Raw genomic sequence first — 19752 nt, forward strand, 5'->3', positions numbered from 1 at the left:
TCGTGAAACGGGCCAGATATCGACCGGCCCCCCAGCACGCTCACCCCGACAGCGCCTGCGCGACCTTCTCTATCGGGTGCGGCGGTCGCCGCGCCGCCTCGTCCCTGTCTTCGAGTTGCGTCCGACACGACGCGCCGGGGGCGACCACCTCGTCGCCCGGACTGTCGTCGACCTGTTCGAACAGGATGTCTCCCATAGCCTTCGAGAGGTCGTAGTGTTCGGCTTCGTAGCCGAAACTCCCGGCCATGCCGCAACAGCTCGAATCGAGCGGGTCGACCTCGTAGCCGACCCGCCGGAGGACGCCCACCGCGTGGTGGTCCTTGTTCAGCGCCTTCTGGTTGCAGTGGCCGTGGTAGGTGAGCGAGCCGAACGCGCCGCCGTCGGCGACCGCCGAGGCGACAGGTCCGGCCGCGTCGTCGCCGTCGGCCGAGCGCCCGCGAATCGGGAGGGCCTCGTCCAGTCGGTGGGTGTCGAGGAACTCCATGACGCCGTAGGCGGCCGCGGCGACCGGGGCGACCGCGTCGTCCGGCAGGAGGTCGGCGTACTCGTCTTGGAACATCACCGCGTCCGAGGGCTCGACGAAGACGACGGACCAGCCGGTTTCGACCGACGGGCGGAGCGTCTCGACGTTGTGGCCCGCGCGCCGCCGCGCGAGGTCGAGGAAGCCGCCGGAGTAGGCGGCGCGACCGCTCGGCTCGACGCCCTCCGCGAGTCGGACGTGGACGCCGGCGGCCTCCAGCACGCGAACCGCCGCCTTCCCGATTTCGGGCGTGACGTAGTTCGTGTAGGTGTCGGGAAACAGGAGGACGCGGTGGTCGGCATCGCTCGCCGGCACGCGGGGCCGTCGCCCGTCCATCCACGATTCGAGCGTGTCGCGGGTGAAAGAGGGGAGCGACCGGTCGGGGGCGACGCCCGCGAGCCGCTCCATCGCGGCCCGCGCGCCCGGTAGCTCGGCCGCCCAGTTCGAGACGGGCGCGAGTGCGCTCCCGACGCCGGCCAGCCGGTCGATGTTGGCGAACAGGCGCTCGCGGAGCGACGCGCCTTCCTCGGCGTGGTGGGCGTGTTTCACCTCGGCTTTGAGCTTCGCCAAGTCGACGCCGGTCGGGCAGTCGTTCTGACAGCCCTTACAGCCGACGCAGAGGCCGAGGACCTCCTCTTGGAAGCGGTCGGAGTGAATCTCGTCCTCCGGGAGGTCGCCGCTGATGGCCGCGCGGAGCATGTTGGCCCGCCCGCGGGTCGTCTCGGCCTCGTCCTTCGAGGCGCGGTAGGTCGGACACATCGTCTCCGAGCCGGTCTGCCGGCAGGTCCCACAGCCGTTGCAGAGTTCGACGAGGTGCGAGAAGCCGCCCTCCCCGTCGAAGTCGAGCGTCGTCGCGGGCTCGATGGACTGGTAGGCCGCGCCGTACCGGAGGTTCTCGCGCATGTCCGCGCCGACGCCGCGGTCGCCGTCCGGGCCGAGGTCGTCGGGGCCGTCGCGGTAGACGACGTTGCCGGGGTTCATGCGCCAGTCGGGGTCGAACGCCGTCTTCAGTTCCTTGAACGCGCCCCAGAGTTCGGGACCGTACATCTTGGGGTTCCACTCGGTGCGGGCCATCCCGTCGCCGTGCTCGCCCGAGAAGGCTCCCCGGTGGTCCAACACGAGGTCGGTCACGTCGTCGGTGATGGCGCGCATCGTCTCGATGCCCGCGCCGTCTTTCAGGTTCAAAATGGGGCGGATGTGGAGCGTCCCCGCGCCGGCGTGGGCGAAGTACGCGGCCGACGTGCCGTGGTCCTCTAGCACGTCCTCGAACGACTGGACGTACTCCGCCAACTCCTCGGGCGGGACGCTCGCGTCCTCGATGAACGGGTAGGGCTTCGGGTCGCCCGGCAACGACATGAGAAGCGGTATCGCCGCCTTGCGGAGCTTCCAGAGGTCCGCCTGCGCCTCGGGCGTGTACGCCTCGATGGCTTCGAACGCGCCGCCGCCGTCGGTGGCGGCACCCGCCGCTGGCTCGTCACCCCCCACCGGTTCGTCACCCGCCGCCGACTCGGCGTCGCCGTCTCGCAGGAAGTGGTCGTTCGCTTCGCGAATCACCGCCTCGAAGTCGTCGTGCAGTTCGGAGTCGAACTCCAGCATCAGCGCCGCCGCCGTCCCGTCGGGAATCTCCTCGACGTACTGGGCGTACTCGCTGGACTCGGCGGCCATCCGCAACACCTCGTCGTCCATGAGTTCGACCGCGCTGGCGTCGAAGTCCAGCGCGTCGGGGACCGCCGCCATCGCCTCGACGAGGTCGTCGTAGGCGTAGAGGACGAGCGCCGTCTCCTCGGGAACCGTCACGAGAGACACCGTGGCCTCGACGACGACGCCGAGGGTGCCCTCCGCGCCGACGAACAGCTTCGAGAGGTTGACGACCGTCTCGCCGTCGTCGGTCTCGGAGACGACCTTGTGGAGGTTGTAGCCCGACACCGACCGCTTGAGGCTCGGATACCGCCGCTCGATTTCCTCCTCGTGGTCCTCGACGAGGCCGAGGACGGTCCGGTAGAGGGCGGCCTCGCGGTCGTCTTTTTCGACGATGTGGTTCCACTCGTCGCCCCCGACGACCACGTCGCGGGTGTGGACGACCGACCCGTCCGCGAGCACGACCCGCAACTCCTCGGTGTAGGCGTCGGTGATGCCGTAGCGGACCGAGTGCGCGCCCGTGGAGTTGTTGCCGATGCCGCCGCCGACCGTCGCGCGGTTCGACGAGGCGGGGTCCGGCGCGAACTTCAGGCCGTGCTCCGCGAGGCGGTCGTCGAGGTCGTCCTGCACCACGCCGGGTTGGACCCGCGCCCGCCGCGCGTCGGGGTCAACGCAGACGATGTCGTCCATGTACTTCGAGCAGTCGATGACGACACAGCCGGGACCGACGGTCTGTCCCGCCAGCGACGACCCCGCCCCGCGCGGGAGCACGGGCACGTCGTGTTCGGCGGCCGTCCGCACCGCGGCGCGCACGTCGTCCTCGTCGCGGGGGACGACCACGCCCGCCGGGCGCGCCCGGTAAATCGAGCCGTCGGTCGCGTACAGCACCTGCGCGTACTCGTCGAACCGCACCTCGCCGGAGACGACGTCCCGGAGGTCGGCGGCGAGGTCGGCGTGTTCGGCTACGTCGACCACGTCGTAGTCGCGCGACTCCTGAAATCGCTGGAAATCTCCCCGTCTCTCGCCGTTCGTTTCCGCCGTGATTCGCGTCGCCCGCGGAGGGCCGTCGCCAGACATTATCACATATAATCGTTCAGGATAGCAAAAACCTGTGTGTGACTCGCCACGTTTGCCCGAAGCGGTAGTCGTTCGCGGCGGGCCGGCTTCGTCGCACGGGGTCTGAGCGGGGGTTGTACGGGTTTTCACCCGGCTGAGACCTCGGCTACTGCGGCGGGTTCCGGGGGTAGTTCCCGACGCCGGTTCGGAGTTCGCCGTCGGCGACGACCCAGCCCTGTCGGTCCGCCGGGAGGTCGTAGGCGGCGACGTGGTCGACGTACTCGTTGTAGTTCCAGCCGCCGACCCACCACGAGTTCGCGCCGCGGAGTTCGACGCTCACCGAGACGTTCGTCGTCGCGGGGCCGTCGTACTGCACGAACAGCATCGACTCGTAGTCGTAACACCGGGTGTCGTCGCCCTCGCTCGGCCAGTCGCAGGGGACGAGCCGGGCGTTCTCGCGGGGTTCGAACAGCGGTTCGGTCCCCTCGGGCGCGAGCGTGTCGATGGACTGGTTCACCCGCACGTCGGCGGACAGGTCTATCGCGTCGTGTTCGACGCGGAGCGTGTCGGAGTCGTTCCGACTGTACTCGCTCGCCGGAATCCGCTCCCAGCGGACGAGTCGGTCGTTCTCGACGACGCTCCGGTAGTACGTCGGGTCGGCGGGAATCTCGTCGGCCCGGAGGCGGAGCATCGGACCGTACTCCGTCTCGGCCACGGCGTACCCCCAGCCCGCCGGAAGCAGGTACTCGCGGGACTCGACGGCGTCGCCGACGGCCGAGGAGCCGTCGCTGACGGGAAGCGGGACGAGGACCGTCACGTTCGAAACCGGTTCGTCCGCCGAGATGCGGACGCTGTAGTCGTACTGGCTCCCGTAGGAGTCGAGAAACGAGAGCCGGCCGAACGCCCAGATCCCGCCGGCCGCGACCGCGACCACGACGAGCGCGGCGACGACGACGATACCGAGTGTGCGGAAATTCACGGAAATCACCGGGCCGGCCCGCCCGCTCAGACCGCCGCCCCTCCCGCGGCGGTGCCCGCGGTCGAGTCCACGAAGTCCGCGAAGTCGGCGGCGAACGTCTCGACTTCGTCCCAGTCGGTGTACTCGTAGTCCCGCGAGGCGTCCGTGTCGCCGGTCGCGCCCTTGGCGATGCGCTTCATCACCATCCGGGTGAGAAAGCCGTACTCGGAGTACCGAAGCGCGCCCCCGAACGCGGCCATCCGCTCGGGGTGCCAGCCGCTTTCCTCGACGAACTCGTCGATGTACGTCGCGACCTCGGCGCGGGCGTCCTCGTCGTCGAGCGCCGACGACAGCGACACCTGGAAGAAGCCGTTGGGCCGCGCCTCGATGTCCTCGCGGTACTCGCGGACGAACGCGTACACCTGCTTCGAGTGCGCGCCCATGTGAATCGACGACCCGACGAGCACCGCGTCGGCGTCGGCGACCGCCTCGCCGGCGGCGTCGTCGGTGACCGACTCGGTCCGCACGTCGTACCCGTGGGCCGCCAGCGCCATCGCGATGCGCCCGGCTATCTTCTCCGTCTGTCCCTCTTTGCTCCCGTACGCGACGAGTATCGTTCCCATACAGTTCACCGCGTTCCTGTTAGCTCGCTCACACCATAACGGCAGTCGGCACCTCTCAGTCGTCGGGAATCCGGCCGGACGACGCTCGGAGGAGGAACTGTTTTGCCCGTCGCCGCATCACTCTTGAATACAACTCATGAATATCCCGATGGGAACCTATCTGGTCACGCAGTCGGACCGCTCCGCCGGGCGGTCGACGCCCGACGTGGTGCGGGCCGCCGTCGACGGCGGCGTCGACGTCGTTCAACTCCGGGAGAAGCACGCGAGCGCCCGCGACCGCTACGCGGTCGGCCGCGAGGTCCGCGCCGTGACGGCCGACGCGGGCGTCCCGCTCGTCGTCAACGACCGGGTCGACATCGCGGCCGCCATCGACGCCGACGGCGTCCACCTCGGCGACGACGACGTGCCCGTCTCGGTCGCGCGCGAGCAACTCGGCGACGACGCCATCGTCGGCCGGTCGGTCTCGACCGTCGCGGGGGCGAGAGCCGCCGCGGAGGCCGGCGCGGACTACCTCGGCGTCGGCGCGGTGTTCGCCACCGACACGAAAGACACCGACCCCGAGCAGTCCGAAATCGGGACCGAGCGCGTGTCTGCCATCGCGGACGCCGTCTCCATTCCGTTCGTCGGCATCGGCGGCGTCACGCCCGACAACGCCGCCGACGTGGTCGCCGCCGGGGCCGACGGCGTCGCGGTCGTCTCGGCCATCACCGCCGCGGACGACCCCGCCGACGCGACCCGCCACCTCGCCGATTCGGTCGCCGCCGGGAGGGACCGCCGATGAGCGGACACGACGACGCTGACGGCGCGGGTGGACCGGGCGGTTCGGACGACGCGCCCGGTACGGGCGGCGTGCCCGACGTGGCGCTGGACGAGGCGCTCGCCGCGGTCGCGGGCGAGCAACCGCTCATCAACTCGGTCACGAACGACGTGACGGTCAACGACGTGGCGAACGTCACGCTCTACTGGGGCGGCCTGCCGGTCATGTCCGACGACGAGCGCGAGGTCGGCGACATGGTCGGTATCGCCGACGGCTGTCTGCTCAACATGGGGACCGTGAGCGAGTCCGGCGAGGAGACGATGCTGACCGCCGGGCGGGCCGCCAACGAGCGCGGCGTGCCCCTCGTCGTCGACCCCGTCGGCGTCGGCGCGACCCCGACGAGAGACCGGGTCGCGGACCGCCTCGTCACCGACCTCGACGTGGACGTGCTCAACGGCAACTACGGGGAGATATCCGCGCTCGTCGGCGACGACGCCGAGGTCCGCGGGGTCGAGTCGGTCGGCGAGTACGCCGAAATCGCCGCGGCGGCCGTCGAGTGCGCCCGGAAGACCGGCGCGGTCGTCGTCGCCTCCGGCGAGACCGACATCGTCGCCACCGAGGAGACCGCCTTCGAGGTCGACGCCGGCCACTCGATGATGGGCGGGGTCGTCGGCACCGGCTGTATGCTCGGCGTGACCCTCGCGGTGTTCGCGGCCGCCGTGGACGACCCGCTCGACGCGGCGCTCGCCGGAACCGCGGCGTACGGGCTCGCGGGCGAACTCGCCGCCGAGGGCGCGTTCGGCGACTACCGCGGCCCGGCGAGCTACAAAATCGCCTTCCTCGACGCGGTCGCGGGGCTCGCGGACGCCTCGACGCCGGACATCGCCGACCGAATCGACCGCATCGAGGTGCAATAGATGCCGGGGACCCCGCCCGACCCGCGGACGCCGCCGTACGCCCTCACCATCGCCTCCAGCGACTCCGGCGGCGGCGCGGGCATCCAGGCCGACCTGAAGGCGATGACCCGACTCGGCGTCTACGGCGGGTCGGTCATCGTGGCCGCGACGGCCCAGAACACCCGCGGCGTCGAGGGGTCGCACGTCCTCCCCGCCGAGTCGATTCGCGCCCAGTTCGAGGCCGTCGCCGACGACTTCGACATCGCGGCCGTGAAACTCGGGATGCTGGCGACGGCCGAGGCCGTCGAGACGGTCGCCGACTGCCTCGCCGACTGCGACGCTCCGGTCGTCCTCGACCCCGTGATGGTCGCCACCTCCGGCGACAGACTGCTGGCCGAGGACGCCGTCGACGCCTACGACGCGCTGTTCGCGCGGGCGACGCTCGCCACGCCGAACGCCGACGAGGCCGAGGCGCTGACGGGCGTGTTCCCCGACTCACCGACGGCCGTCTCCGAGGCCGCCGACTGGTTCTTCGACCGCGGCGCTGACGCCGTGCTCCTGAAGGGCGGCCACGTCGCGCCCGACGGCGACACCGTGGTCGACACGCTCGTCACGCCGACCGAGACGACGACGTTCGTCAACCCCCGCATCGACGCGACGGCGACTCACGGCTCGGGCTGTACGCTTTCGAGCGCCGTCGCCGCTCGCCTCGCCCGCGGCGACGACCTCGCCGACGCGGTCCGGCACGGCATCGAATTCACGCGCGCGACCCTCGCCGAACCCGCCGACGTGGGCGAGGGCGCGGGGAGCGTGAACCACCTCGTCGGCGTCGGCGACGGCTGGACGCCCGACGAGTCGTAAGCGACGACCGGCGACCGGCGACGCGGCTCTCCGACGGCCGCCACGCCCCTTTTTCCGGCTACGTGTCGTATCGCGAACATGGTCGACACACCAGCATCGAACGCGCTCCGCGCCCGAATCGAGGCCGGCGGCGTCGCGCTCGGCGTCCTCGACAACACCTACAGCCCGACGCTCGTGGAGTTCTACGGCGAACTCGGTCTCGACTTCGTCTGGCTCGACCTCGAACACGGCGGCCCCAGCCCGCTCGACTCGGGCGCGATGGAGGACCTCCTCCGCGCGGCGGAACGAACCGGCATCGAGCCGCTGGTTCGGCTCCCGACGGCGGACCCCGAGTTCGTCCGGAAGGCCCTCGACCTCGGCGTCAGGAACGTCTTCCTCCCGCGCGTGGAGTCGGCCGACGAGGTCCGCGCGGCGGTTCGGTCGGCCCGCTTCACCTACGGCGACGGCCCCGGCGACCGCGGCCTCGCGTCGCCCCGCGCCCGCCGGTGGGGCCTCGCCGACGACTACGTCGCGGCCGAGGACCGCGAGACGCTCGTCGGCGTGACCGTCGAGACCGCCGAGTCGCTCGCGGACCTCGACGCGATTCTCGACGTGCCCGAACTGGGCTTCGTCTTCATCGGGCCGTTCGACCTCTCGGTGGCGCTCGGCCACCCCGGCGAGATAGACCACCCCGACGTGCGGGACGCGGTCGAGCGCATCCGCTCGGCCGCCGTCGATGCGGGCGTCCCCGTCGGCGGCCTCGGCTTCGGCATGGACGACGCGAATCAGAAGGCGGAACACGGCTATCAGCTCATCAATCTCGGCAGTACCACCGGCGCGCTCAAGGGCGTCGTCGACGGCTGGCTCGACGACGCGGCGGTCGACCGCGAAGCGTAGCGCCCGCGCCTACTCTGTCGCGTCCGCCCCCGAGTCGGACAGCCGCATCGCCACGCTGTACATCTCGCCCGCGGACTCCGATTCGACCGCGTCGGCGACGCGCTCGACCTCGGCCGCGAGCCACCCGCCCATCGGGTCGGGAACCTCGGCCGCCAGCGACCTCGCCAGCGACGCGTGCGCCTCGACGTGGCCTTCGGACCACGGCACCGGGTCCAGTAGGGTCAGTTCGCGGTCGAAGCGCCAGTCGTACCCCGAAAACAGCGCCCCGAGCGCGTCGCCCGGATAGAACGTCAGCGCGGGTCGCCCGCGGGCCAACTGGCTCGCCGCGTTTTCGAGCGCGAACAGCTCCCGAATCGCGGCGTCGTCGGGGAGCGGTTCGTAGTCGTCGACGACGAGGTGACAGCCGGGCGCGGCGACCCGCGTTAGCTCCCGTGCGACGGCGGCGAGCGACTCGGGACCGATGAGGTTGAACAGCCCGTGGGCGGTGACGATACCGACCGAGTCGTCGGCGAGCGGGAGGCTCCGAACGTCGGCCTGAAGCACCGCGGTCCGCGCTCGGTCCGCCGGCTCGGGTGCCACCCGGTCGCGGACGAGGGCGGCGTGTTCCGGGTCGTTCGTGACGGCGTAGACCCGTTTCGCGCCCGCGTCGAGGAGTCCGGCGGTGGCGTTGCCGGTCCCCGCGCCGGCCTCCAGACAGACCGCGTCGCGGACCGGCCGGTCGTCGAGGGCGGCCGTGACGGTCGTTGGAACGTCCATTGGCGGCGGGTGGAATCGAGGCGGGAGTCGTCTCGCCTCGCTAGTGGTGGAGTTGCTCGGGCACGGGGCTCTCGTCGTGGCGGAGGCGCTCGATGAGCGACCGCTGGGCCGTCTCGTCCATGCCGTTGTACCGCGTCGCGGCGTCGAGGACCATCGCCACGAGCTTCGGGTCGCCCGGCGTGACGACGCTCGTGAGGCCCTGGGCGGCCGCGAAGTCGAACCGCTCGGCGATTTCGTCCGGGGCGTCGACCGGCTCGTACCAGTTGGCGAACGGCCGGTCCGCCTCGGGGAGGTCGTCGGTGTCGGGCCACGGGCCGCGAGCGAACGCCTTGATGCCGAGCGTCCCGATACCCGCCTTCTCGGCCGCCTCGAAGACGCCCGCGTAGTCGTGTTCGTCGTCGCCCTTGCCGACGACGACGGGGTTCAGCGGGAACATCAGCGTTTCGAGGTCGTCGATGCGGTCGATGGCGTCGCGGATGAGCCCCGGATTCCCGTGGCTCGTCAGCCCGATGTGGCCGATTTTCCCCTCGTCTTTCGCCTCGCGGAAGGCCGCGAGCGCGCCGTCGTCGGCCGTGATTTCGTCCAGTTCGGACTCGTATTCGAGGCCGTGGACCTGATAGAGGTCGATGTAGTCGACGCCGAGGCGGTCAAAGGAGCGGTCGAGCTTCCGCTTCGCGCCCTCGTAGCCCCGCTCTTGGGTCTTACAGCCGAGGAAGATGTCCTCGCGGTGCTGGCGGAGCTTCGGGCCCAGTTTGAGCTCCGCGTCGCCGTAGGTCGGGGCCACGTCGAAGTGGTTGACGCCCTTCGAGAGGACGTGTTCGACCATCTGGTTCGCGCCCTCCTGTTCGAGCCAGTTGAGCGCGATAGCGCCGAACGTTGCGATGGTACTCTCGTGGCCGGTGTCGCCGAGTGCGCGGGTCTGCATACGTCGAACGTCATCGCCGACGGGCAAAAACGTGTGTCTCGCCGACTCGACTGCCGGGTCCGTGCGAGCGGCGACGACGCCGCCGCGACCCGGTAACACTCGCGTCAGCGGATACTCAAGTCCTTGCGGCCCGTAAGACCGTCCATGGCAGACATCACGCCCACACCCGGCATCCACCACGTCACCTGCATCGCGGGCGACCCCCAGCAGAACCTCGACTTCTGGGTCGAGACGCTCGGACTCCGGCTCGCCAAGCGCTCCATCAATCAGGACGACCCCAGCACGTACCACTTCTTCTTCACGGACGCGGAGGGGACGCCCGGCACGAGCATGACGTTCTTCCCGTGGGAGAGCCTCTCGCGCGGGAAGGTCGGCACCGGGCAGGTCTCGCGGACCGCGTTCCGCGTGCCAGAGGGGAGCCTCGACTACTGGGAGGACCGGTTCGACGAGTACGGCGTCGACTACGACGACCGCGTCGAGCGGTTCGGCGAGACGGTCCTCCCCTTCAGCGACCCCGACGGCCTCCCGGTCGAACTGGTCGAAGTGGAGATTCCCGACGACGACCCGACCGTCCCGTGGACCGAGTTCGTCCCCGAAGACGTCGCGATTCGCGGCTTCCACTCCGTGACGCTCTGGCTGGCCGACCCTCAGCCCTCCGAAGACCTGCTCGAAACGATGGGCTTCGAGCGCGTCGGCACCGAGAAAGCGCAGGGCGACACCCCCGGCGACGAGCGGACGCGGTTCGCCGCGACCGGCACCGTCGGGAAGTACGTGGACGTGTTGCCGACAATCGAGAGCAGTCGGCAGGGCCTCGGCACGGTCCACCACGTCGCCTTCCAGACGCCGACCGACGAGGACCAAGAGGCGATGCGGAAGGCCGTCCAGTCGAAGGGCCTGCGCCCGACGGCCCAGATCAACCGCCACTGGTTCCGGTCGGTCTACTTCCGCGAGTTCGGCGGCGTGCTGTTCGAACTCGCCACGAGCGACCCGGGCTACACCGCCGACGAACCCCTCGACGACCTCGGCGGCCGCCTCGTCCTCCCCGGCGAGTTCGAAGGTCGGCGCGAGCAGATAGAGGCCGGCCTGACCGACGTGACGGTCCCGCGGGCCGAGTCGGCCGAAGCCGACGACTGAGCCCCGACCCCGAGTTTGTCCGGCACCGCTCCCGCCCGTCGGACGCGCTTTTTGCCCCGTGTTAACACCCCGTGAGCGACTGCGACGAGTGTCGCAATCACAAGTACCATCATCGCCCGCGACGCAGTGGTCCGTATTCAGGTGGATGACGTGACGGAAAAACGCGAATACACGGACGACTATCAGGACAAGACGCTGTACATCCCCGGTCCGACCGAGGTGCGCGAGGACGTCATCGCGGAGATGTGCCAGCCGATGTTCGGCCACCGGATGGACCGCATGACCGACCTCTATACGACCATCGTCGAGGACACGAAGGAGTTCCTCGGCACGGACAACGACGTGATGATTCTCACGGGGTCGGGCACCGAAATCTGGGAGTCCTCGACGCTCAACCTCGTCGACGAGAACATCCTCGTGCCGACCTGCGGGAGCTTCAGCGAGCGCCACGCGAACGTCGCAGAGCGCCTCGGCAAGAACGTCGACCGCATCGAGTACGAGTGGGGACAGGCCATCAAGCCCGAGGACATCCGCGAGGCGCTGGAGTCCAGCGACAAGCAGTACGACGTGGTCGCCACCGTGATGAACGAGAGTTCGACCGGCGTCCGCAACCCCATCGAGGAGATCGGCGACGTGGTCGCCGAGTACCCCGACACCTACTTCGTCGTCGACGCGGTGTCCGCCCTCGGCGGCGACTACGTCGACATCGACGAGCACAACATCGACGTCATCTTCGCCTCGTCGCAGAAGGCGTTCGCCATGCCGCCGGGGCTCGCCATCTGCACCGTCAGCGAGGACGCCTACGAGCGCGAACTGTCGAAGGACTCGGCGTCGTGGTACGGCGGCTTCCAGCGCGCCCTCGACTACTACGACCGCAAGGGCCAGACCCACTCCACGCCCGCGATTCCCATCATGCTCGCGTACCGAAAGCAGATGAAGTACATGCTCGAAGAGGGCCACGAGGGGCGCGACCAGCGCCACCGCGAGATGGCCGAGTACACCCGCGACTGGGCCTACGAGCACTTCGACATGTTCCCCGAGGAGGGCTACGAGTCCCAGACGGTCGCCTGCATCGAGAACACGCAGGGCATCGACGTCGCCGCCACTATCGAGGAGGTCAACGAGAAGTACGACATGGCGTTCTCGAACGGCTACGGCTCCGCGCTCGGCGAGAAGACGTTCCGCATCGGCCACATGGGCGAACACGACGTGGAGTCCATCAAGGCGCTGACCGACGCCATCGAAGACGTCGCGGACCTGTAGGGAAGCCCCGCCGCAGATGCCGCATCTCCAGTTCGACCTCGACTTCGAGGTCACGGCGCGCGAGGCGGACCAGTTCGCGACCGAGATGGCCGAGTTGTACGCCGAGCGAATGGACGCCGACACCGACTACGCCGCCGTCACCGTCCGCGAGGTCGAGGCGATTCACCTCGGTCGGGCGACCGGAGACGAGACCGTCGTGCTACAGGCCGACATCCGGGCGGGCCGGTCGACAGAGCAGAAGCGCGACCTCGCCCTCGCGGTCATCGAGGCCGTCGCCGAGCGGTTCGGCGTGCCGGAGTCGAACCAGAAGGTCGTCTTCACCGAACACGAGGGGAGCCAGATGATGGGCTACGACCGCGTCGGCGACGACTGGTCCGAGTCGGCCTGACCGGGGGCGGTCCGGAGTTCGACCGCGAAGACGGAACCGCAGGGGTCGTTGTCCTCGACCCACACGTCGCCGCCGTACTTCTCGACCAGCGACTGCACGAGGTACAGTCCGAGGCCGGTCCCACGGCTCTCCAGTCCCTTTTCGTCCTTGGCGAAAATCGACTCTTTCCGCTCGTCGGGCACGCCGCGCCCGTCGTCGGCAATTCGGACCACGACGCGGCCGTCGCCCTCGTGTCCCGTGACGGAGACGGCGAGGCCCGGTTCGCTTTTGTCCGTGTGCTGGACGGCGTTCGTCAGGAGGTTCCGGAAGACGGACCCGAGCATGTCGTCGGCGAGCACCGCGACCGCCGGCAACTCGGCGTCGACCGTCACGCTCGCGTTGGGTGCCATCTCTCGGAGCGACGCGAGTTCGGCTCTCAGCACGGGAGCCAGCCGGACCGGTTCGGTCTCGACGCCCCGCGTGCTCATCATCTCGGCCATGTCTCTGGCCGTCTTCGTCAGTTCGACCGCGTGGTTCGCCCGCTTCCGCACGATTTCGACGTATTCCCGGGCCTCGTCGTCGGAGACGCGCTCGGCGAGCAGTTCCGCGTAGGCGGTCACCAACTGCAGGTCGTTGCGAACGTCGTGGCGGACGACCTGATTCAACACCGCGAGTTCGTCGCGTTGCGTTTCGAGGAGGCGGTTCTGTTCGTGGAGTTCCGCCTCGTACCACTTCCGCGTCGTGATGTCGCGGGCGACGCTCAGGATGGCCGACTCCCCGCGGTAGGTCACGAGGCTCGAACTGATTTCGACGGGGAACTCTCGCCCCGATTTCGTCCGGTGGACCGTCTCGAACACCTGCGTGCCGTCGGCCGGCATCCGGGAGATGAGCCCCGAAATCTCGTCGTCGCTGAGTCCCGCGTCGATGTCGTGCGGCGTCATCGAGAGGAGTTCGTCCCGCGGGTAGCCGAACAGCCCCACCGCGGTCTCGTTCACGGTGAGGATGCGGTCGTCGGTGCCGAGGACCCAGACGGTGTCGTTCATGCCGTCGATGAGCTCTTGGTACTCCTCGCGGGCGCGCTTCAGTTGCCGCTCTCGCTTTCGGTGGTCGGTGATGTCCCGCGAGACGGCGACAACGCCCACGACCTCGCCCGCTACCCGAAACGGCGCGAAGCGGTAGCTCAGCGTCCGCGACTCGCCGTCCGGGGTGACGAGGTCGGCCTCGCCTTCGAGCGAGTCTATCTCGCCGTCGACGAGTCGCTGATACGGGTCGTCCGGGGAGTCCCTTCGAACCGCCTCGACGAGCGGGCTTCGCTCGCCTTCGAGTTCGGCCGGCGTCGTCTGGTAGACGTCGGCGAGGTACCCGCTGACGAGTCGGAACCGACCGTCGCGGTCGTACAGGCACGCGCCCTCTCGTATCTGCTCGAAGACCTCCTCGTAGACGAGCGACGGGTCGAACTCCCCCCGAGCGGGCGGTGCGACCACCCGCCCGACCCGGGCGGCCAGCTCGTCGTACCCCTCGCGGCCCCGCACCCGGACGTAGTCGGTGACGCCGGCGTCGAGGGCGTCGCTCGCCGTCAGCCCCCGCCTCCCGTCGGCGACGACGAAAAACGGCAGGTCGAGAGCGCGTCGCCGAACCGCGGCGAGGAAGTCGAGCGTGCCCATCTCCCCCGCGTCGGTCGACGCGACGACACAGTCGAAGCCGGAGTCGGAGTCGGAATCAGCACCGGAACCGGAGTCGGCACCGGAGTCGGAACCGAAGCCGGCGTCAGCGCCTTCTAGCCGTTCCAACGCCGCGGTGGCGGTCCGAACCCCCTCGACGTCGACCCGTGCCGCGCGCCGACGGACGGCCTCGACGACCGCCGCCGCGACGCTCGAATCGGCGACGACGAGGAGCCTAATCGAACCATCACCATCGTTCATCATATAAACCGCTCACGTCGGTCGGATATAAGGACCCGTGCCGACTCCCACGATTCGAGATGATTACCCGGTTGTAACACCCAGTAGCAACACTTTTGTGACGACCGCCGAGACCACGACGCCATGAGCGAACCCAGACTCGACGTATCGGCGGTGGCGGACGGCGACTGGCGGGGGTACCTCTCGGAGATGGGGCCCTCGTGGGTCGCGGGCGCGGTCGCGGCGGGGCCGGCGACGATGGCGACCGTGCTCACGGCCGGGGCGACGTTCGGTTACGCGATGCTGTGGGTCGTCGTGCTCTCGGCGGTGCTCGGGGCGTCGGCGCAGTACCTCTCGATGCGGCTCGGACTGCTTACGGAGGACGGCATCGTCTCGGTCGTGGAACGCGAGCTGGGCGACGGCTGGGCGTGGGTGCTCGTCGCCGACGCGGTGCTGGCCGCGGGGCTGGCTCAGTTGGTCATCATGCAGGGCCTTGCGAACGTGAGCGCGACGATAACCGGCGTCGACGCCCGCGTCTGGGGCGTCGCGTGGGCGGTCGTCCTCGCCGCCGGCCTCGCCGGGCGCGGCTACCGCTTCGTCGAACTCCTCGCGAAGGGGCTCGTCGCGGCCGTCGTCGCCGCGTTCCTCGCGTCGCTGGTTTTGGTCCCCATCGACCCGGCGGCCGCGGCCGGCGGGCTCGTCCCGCGAATCCCCGCCGGCGTCGACGGCGCGCTCGTCGCGGCCGGCATCCTCGGCGGCGCGGTCCACATCACGCTCATCACGATGCACTCGTACACGATGCGCGCCCGCGGCTGGACCACCCGCGACTACGGGCTGGCGACGTTCGACGTGGGCGCGTCGATGCTCGTCGCCTTCGGCGTCTACAGCCTCGCCATCTTCCTCGTCGCCGCGGGCGTCCTCCACGGTCCCGAGGTGGCCGCGGGCGACCTCACGGCGGTGGCGGCCGCGCAGGCGCTCGGCCCGATTGCTGGCGCGAACGCGCGGTGGCTGTTCCTCCTCGGGCTCCTCGGCGCGGCCGTCTCCACGCTCGGCGGCAACACCGTCGTCCCGCCGTACCTCGTCGCCGACAAACTCGGCTGGGGGACGGACCTCTCGGACGACCGATACCGCGCGCTCCTCGCGGGGGTGGCGCTGTTCTCCGGCGTCGGCGCGTTTCTCGGCGGGGCCTTTTTCCCGCTTCTCGTGTTGGTGCTGGCGTTCGGCCTCGTCGGCACGCCGTTCGCAATCACCGTCGTGCTCGTCTTGCTCAACGGCGACGCGGTCTCGGAGCCGAACTCGACGCTGGCGAACCTCGACGGCGTCGTCCTGTTCGGGGTCACGACGGTCCTCGCCGCGAACTTCGTCCGCTCGCGGGCGCTTTCGGACCTCGGCGACCCGCTTTCGGTCTTCGTCGTCGTCTTCGCCGCGGCGATGGGGGCGGCGACGCTCGGCCTGCTCGGCAAGTTCGTCCGCGAGGCGGTCGCGCGACCGACCGCGGCCTGACTGGCGGTCGTCGCGGCCCTACTCGCCGTAGCGGCCCGACGCCCGGTCGTACTTGGAGACCATCGCGACGACGGCGGTCCCGAGTCCGCCCGTCGCGGCCCAGAACTGCCACGGGAGCGACCCCGAAGACCCGCCGCTCGGGACGTAGGGGTACGACAGCGACCCCGCCTCGACGATGTCCGCCGACCCGGGCATGAGACCGGACCCCGGCTCGTTCGGAATCGCGCCCTCCTCGGCCGGGCCGCCGGGCTCGCCGCAGACGACCCGACCGACCATCCCGAGTTGCTTGTGCGGGCTACAGAAGTAGTCGTAGGTCCCCTCGACTTCGAAGGTGTACGAGAAGCTGGTTTCGGCCTCCTCCAAGAGGCCGCTGTCGAAACCGGACGCGTCCGCCGGGATGCGCTGTTCGGCCTGATTCGACTCGGCGTAGGCCGTCGCGGAGTGGCCGCCGCTTTCGAGGACCCACTCGACGGTGTCGCCGGGGTCGACGTGCAGTCCGATTGGGTCGAAATAGTACTCTCCGTCTTCTGTCACCATCTGGATAGTATGGGTGGTCGAACCGCCGCCGGACGCGCCGCCACCGGCGTCTGTGTCCCCGTCGGAACCGACGGTCGAGTTCCCGCTCGACGCCCCGGTGACACCCGTCGACGCCCCGAGAATGGCGATTCCACCCGCGATATTTTTCATGAACGTTCGTCTGTTCATAATGGTGTTTGAGTTCGTATTACCGCTGATACTGCCTACTACCTGACCGTTCGTATACTATCTTGTAGTTCTGTTGGTTCTCGAACATCCCGAAACAGAAAGAAAGATAACCGCTCGTCTGAACGCTTACGTGGCATCGTCGCTCCCGCGAATCCACGGTCGACCCACAGTCGTGGGAGCGTCAATCCGGCAGTAACGATTAGGTAAACCTATTGGTATATTCATGAAATTCGTGGTGAATCCGACCCGACGTTCGGCGGTGAGAACCGATGCGGCGTGAAACCGCAGTCATCCTGCTCCTCATCGCGGTCGTGCTACTCCCGATGTGGTACGTCGCGCTGACGAGCGGGACCGAGGGCGGCGGTATCGGCGTCGGCACCGGTGCAGAGCCGGTCGCCGTCAACACCTCGTCCGACCTCCAGCCCGCCAGCGGCTACCTCCCCGGCCCGGTCGAAGTCGGCGTCAATCAGGCCGGCGTCGTCGCGTGGGTCGCGCTCCTCGGGATGGTCGGCGTGATGGTCGGGACGAAGCGGTTCCTCGACCGCATCAGCCACCTCGGCGACTCCGTCGTCGCCGACGGCGGCCGCGCGACCGTCTCCGTCCCGCCGTACATGGAGACGGAGTCCCGGCGCATCCTCGACTACGTCCCGGCCGTGTCGTCGCGGACCGGACTGCTCGTCGTGGCGCTCCTCTCGTGGGTGGACGTGTCGTTCGCCGCCCTCCTCACGCTGGAGGGGCTCGGCCCGGCGCGGACGCAGTTCCTCGGCACCTACGCCGGGATGCTGTTCCTCTCGCTCGCGCTGACCGTCCTCGCGTACACGGCGTACTTCGTCCCGAGCATCACCGTCGCAGAGACCAGAGACCACTGACCATCCGCACAGATATGAGCAAACGGACCACCGACACCGACACCGACACTGAGGCCGACACCGACACAGACGCTCCGGACATCCCGCAGAGCGACGACGAACTGACGCGGCGAAACATGGCGAAGCTCCTCGCCGGCATCGGCGGCGCGGCCGCCATCGGAAGCTTCGGCGTCGACTACGCCGCGGGACTCCCCGGCAGTCTCGACACCGGGAGCGAGACGCTCTACGTCGAGGGCACGCGGCTCGTCGACAGGGACGGAAACCCCCTGACCGCCGCCGACGCGCTCTCGACCGCCGAGTTCGACAAGATGGACGTCTTCCCGGAGAAGGAAGGCGGCGGCGCGCTCGTCACCAAGCGCGCGACCACGCTCCTGCTTCGCTTCCCCGAAGACGAGTACGAAGCGCCCACGAACATCGAGGGGACGGCCAAGGGCTACGTTGCCTACTCGAAGGTCTGCACCCACGAGGGCTGTCTCGTCGCGGGCGAACAGGGCTCCGAGCTCCGGTGTCCCTGTCACGGAAGTCTCTACGACCCCACGAAGGGCGCGTCCGTGACCGGCGGCCCGGCCTCGCGGGCGCTCCCGCAACTTCCCCTCGGCATCGCCGACGACGAGGACGGGACGCTCCTCCTCGCGACGGGACCGTTCGAGGGACCAATCGGGACGGAGGAGTGAGATGACGAGGACAGCACCGGACGACGGCTCCGGCGACGACCGACCGGACGCTCGGCCGGACGGCGGCGAGGCGGACGCAGACCTGCCGGGGACCGACCTGACGGTCCGAACCCACGAGGCCTACCCGAGAAACGCCCTGTTCGACTGGCTGGACCAGCGGCTCGAACTCGACCACACGCTCCTCGGCAAGGCGTTCCCGGAGGACGACTACGGCTCGTTCCTCCTCGGCGAAATCGCGCTTTTCACCTTCGTCATCCTCGGCCTGACGGGGACGTTCCTCGGCCTCCTGTACAACCCGGCGGTCAACAGCGTCACCTACGAGGGCAACGCGCTCCAGTACGCCGACACGGAGGTGCCCGCGGCGTTCGCGAGCGTCCTGCACATCACCTACGACACCACCTTCGGGATGTTCGCGCGCATGATGCACCACTGGGCGGCGTACCTCTTCATCGCCGCCATCGCCCTGCACATGTTCCGCGTCTTCTTCACGGGCGCGTACCGCAACCCCCACGAGCCGAACTGGTTCATCGGGAGCACGCTCCTGCTTTTCGCTCTCGTGGAGGGCTTTTTCGGCTACGCGCTCCCCTACGACAACTTCAGCAAGACCGCGACGACAATCGGCTTCCAGATGACCGGCACGATTCCGGGCGTCGGGTCGTTCCTGCAGTCGCTCGTCTTCGGCGGGGCGTTCCCGGCCGGGGCCGACCAGGTCATCCCGCGGATGTTCTTCCTCCACGTGTTTCTCATCCCGGCCGCGCTGGTCGGCGCAATCGCCCTTCACATGGCCGTGTTGATGCGGCAGAAACACACCGAACACGCGCCGAGCTCCCGCGGTGAGGGTCGCCCCGACGACGATGACGACAGTGTCGTCGTCGGAATGCCGCTTTTCCCCCAGCAGTTCCTCGTCTCGACCATCGTCTTCCTCCTGACGGCCGCGACCGTCGCCTTCCTCGCCGGCTTCTTCCCGGTCCAGCGCATCGCCGCCATCGGCCCGGCGACGCCCACGTCGACGCCCTCGCACGTCGGCCCGGACTGGTTCTTCATGTGGGTGTTCGGCTCGCTGAAGATGATGCCCTCGTGGCTCGGCGAGTGGGGCCGGTTCGCCGGCGGCGTCGTCGTCCCCTCGCTCATCATCGGCGTGATGATGATTTGGCCGCTCCTCGACAACCCCGAACACCCGGTCCACTTCACCGCCGACCCGCTCGACCGACCGCTCCAGACGGCCCTCGGCGTCGCGGCCGTCATGCTCATCATCGTCCTCTCTATCGACGGCATGCGGGCCACCGTCGCCGCCGTGTTGGGCGTCTCCGACGCCGTCCTCTACCCGTGGCTCGCCGCGCTGACCGTCGGGATGCCAATTTTCGACTTCGCCGTCGTCTACTGGCTCCTCAAACGCCGTAAACGCCGCAAGAGCCGGACCGGAACCGCCGGCTGACCGCACAGACCCGCGACCCACCGAACCCGACTTCG

General features: G+C 69.3%; 18 protein-coding genes. 11 read left to right on the forward strand and 7 right to left on the reverse strand.

Annotation, left to right across the window (positions count from 1 at the left end; translation table 11 throughout):
• Positions 1-40 precede the first annotated feature (40 nt).
• The 3 genes from C441_RS11535 to C441_RS11545 all read right to left on the reverse strand — a co-directional run bounded on the left by C441_RS11535 (position 41) and on the right by C441_RS11545 (position 4795).
• Positions 41-3235, reverse strand: a complete 3195-nt coding sequence (locus C441_RS11535; RefSeq protein WP_007275233.1) for an FAD-binding and (Fe-S)-binding domain-containing protein — start codon at positions 3233-3235, stop codon at positions 41-43.
• A gap of 145 nt (positions 3236-3380) precedes the next feature.
• Positions 3381-4193, reverse strand: coding sequence for a hypothetical protein (locus tag C441_RS11540; RefSeq protein ID WP_152420725.1), 813 nt, complete (start codon positions 4191-4193; stop codon positions 3381-3383).
• Positions 4194-4219: 26 nt separating this feature from the next.
• Positions 4220-4795 (reverse strand): flavodoxin domain-containing protein, encoded by a 576-nt coding sequence (locus C441_RS11545; protein WP_007275235.1) that lies wholly within the window; start codon positions 4793-4795, stop codon positions 4220-4222.
• 148 nt (positions 4796-4943) lie between these two features.
• Between C441_RS11545 and thiE the strand changes: the two genes are divergently transcribed.
• The 4 genes from thiE (at position 4944) to C441_RS11565 (ending at position 8185) form a co-directional block, all read left to right on the forward strand.
• Complete coding sequence (thiE, locus tag C441_RS11550; protein ID WP_007275236.1) at positions 4944-5576, forward strand: thiamine phosphate synthase; 633 nt, start codon at positions 4944-4946, stop codon at positions 5574-5576.
• Positions 5573-6469, forward strand: a complete 897-nt coding sequence (thiM, locus tag C441_RS11555) for a hydroxyethylthiazole kinase (protein ID WP_007275237.1) — start codon at positions 5573-5575, stop codon at positions 6467-6469. Before thiE ends, thiM begins: the two co-directional genes overlap by 4 nt.
• A complete protein-coding gene (gene thiD / locus C441_RS11560) occupies positions 6470-7309 on the forward strand; it encodes a bifunctional hydroxymethylpyrimidine kinase/phosphomethylpyrimidine kinase (protein ID WP_007275238.1) in 840 nt (279 codons plus the stop codon). It begins immediately after the preceding gene.
• A 78-nt stretch (positions 7310-7387) separates the two neighbouring features.
• The gene (locus C441_RS11565; protein WP_007275239.1) at positions 7388-8185 is read left to right on the forward strand and encodes an HpcH/HpaI aldolase family protein; all 798 of its coding nucleotides are present in this window, start codon (positions 7388-7390) and stop codon (positions 8183-8185) included.
• A gap of 9 nt (positions 8186-8194) precedes the next feature.
• Here C441_RS11565 and C441_RS11570 read toward each other — a convergent pair whose 3' ends face one another.
• Both C441_RS11570 and C441_RS11575 read right to left on the reverse strand, forming a co-directional pair.
• Positions 8195-8941, reverse strand: coding sequence for a class I SAM-dependent methyltransferase (locus C441_RS11570; protein WP_007275240.1), 747 nt, complete (start codon positions 8939-8941; stop codon positions 8195-8197).
• A gap of 40 nt (positions 8942-8981) precedes the next feature.
• A complete protein-coding gene (locus C441_RS11575; protein WP_007275241.1) occupies positions 8982-9866 on the reverse strand; it encodes an aldo/keto reductase in 885 nt (294 codons plus the stop codon).
• A 144-nt stretch (positions 9867-10010) separates the two neighbouring features.
• Between C441_RS11575 and C441_RS11580 the strand changes: the two genes are divergently transcribed.
• The 3 genes from C441_RS11580 (at position 10011) to C441_RS11590 (ending at position 12651) form a co-directional block, all read left to right on the forward strand.
• Positions 10011-11000 carry a VOC family protein gene (locus C441_RS11580; protein WP_007275242.1) on the forward strand — a complete coding sequence of 330 codons (990 nt, stop codon included), beginning with the start codon at positions 10011-10013 and terminating at the stop codon, positions 10998-11000.
• 150 nt (positions 11001-11150) lie between these two features.
• On the forward strand, positions 11151-12263 hold the full coding sequence (locus tag C441_RS11585; protein WP_007275243.1) for a pyridoxal-phosphate-dependent aminotransferase family protein: 1113 nt from the start codon (positions 11151-11153) through the stop codon (positions 12261-12263).
• 16 nt (positions 12264-12279) lie between these two features.
• Complete coding sequence (locus tag C441_RS11590; RefSeq protein WP_007275244.1) at positions 12280-12651, forward strand: tautomerase family protein; 372 nt, start codon at positions 12280-12282, stop codon at positions 12649-12651.
• Here the strand turns inward: C441_RS11590 and C441_RS11595 are convergent.
• Positions 12612-14552 carry a PAS domain-containing sensor histidine kinase gene (locus tag C441_RS11595; RefSeq protein WP_239640828.1) on the reverse strand — a complete coding sequence of 647 codons (1941 nt, stop codon included), beginning with the start codon at positions 14550-14552 and terminating at the stop codon, positions 12612-12614. The two genes, C441_RS11590 and C441_RS11595, sit on opposite strands and share 40 nt — an antisense overlap.
• 123 nt (positions 14553-14675) lie before the next feature.
• Here C441_RS11595 and C441_RS11600 point away from each other — a divergent pair, with 123 nt between their 5' ends.
• Entirely contained in the window at positions 14676-16034 is a 1359-nt protein-coding gene (locus C441_RS11600) for an NRAMP family divalent metal transporter (RefSeq protein WP_007275246.1), read from the forward strand.
• A gap of 18 nt (positions 16035-16052) precedes the next feature.
• Here C441_RS11600 and C441_RS11605 read toward each other — a convergent pair whose 3' ends face one another.
• Entirely contained in the window at positions 16053-16739 is a 687-nt protein-coding gene (locus tag C441_RS11605; RefSeq protein WP_007275247.1) for a plastocyanin/azurin family copper-binding protein, read from the reverse strand.
• A gap of 269 nt (positions 16740-17008) precedes the next feature.
• Here C441_RS11605 and C441_RS11610 point away from each other — a divergent pair, with 269 nt between their 5' ends.
• From C441_RS11610 to C441_RS11620, 3 genes are read left to right on the forward strand one after another with little or no spacing between them, the layout of a single operon-like run.
• Complete coding sequence (locus tag C441_RS11610; protein ID WP_007275248.1) at positions 17009-17608, forward strand: hypothetical protein; 600 nt, start codon at positions 17009-17011, stop codon at positions 17606-17608.
• 14 nt (positions 17609-17622) lie between these two features.
• Positions 17623-18282: a QcrA and Rieske domain-containing protein gene (locus C441_RS11615; RefSeq protein ID WP_007275249.1), complete on the forward strand. Its 660-nt coding sequence runs from the start codon at positions 17623-17625 to the stop codon at positions 18280-18282.
• Between the two features lies 1 nt (position 18283).
• Complete coding sequence (locus tag C441_RS11620) at positions 18284-19717, forward strand: cytochrome b (RefSeq protein ID WP_007275250.1); 1434 nt, start codon at positions 18284-18286, stop codon at positions 19715-19717.
• The last annotated feature ends 35 nt before the right edge of the window (positions 19718-19752 follow it).

It is taken from the genome of Haloferax sulfurifontis ATCC BAA-897 (genome assembly GCF_000337835.1).
Classification (GTDB): Archaea; Halobacteriota; Halobacteria; order Halobacteriales; family Haloferacaceae; genus Haloferax; species Haloferax denitrificans.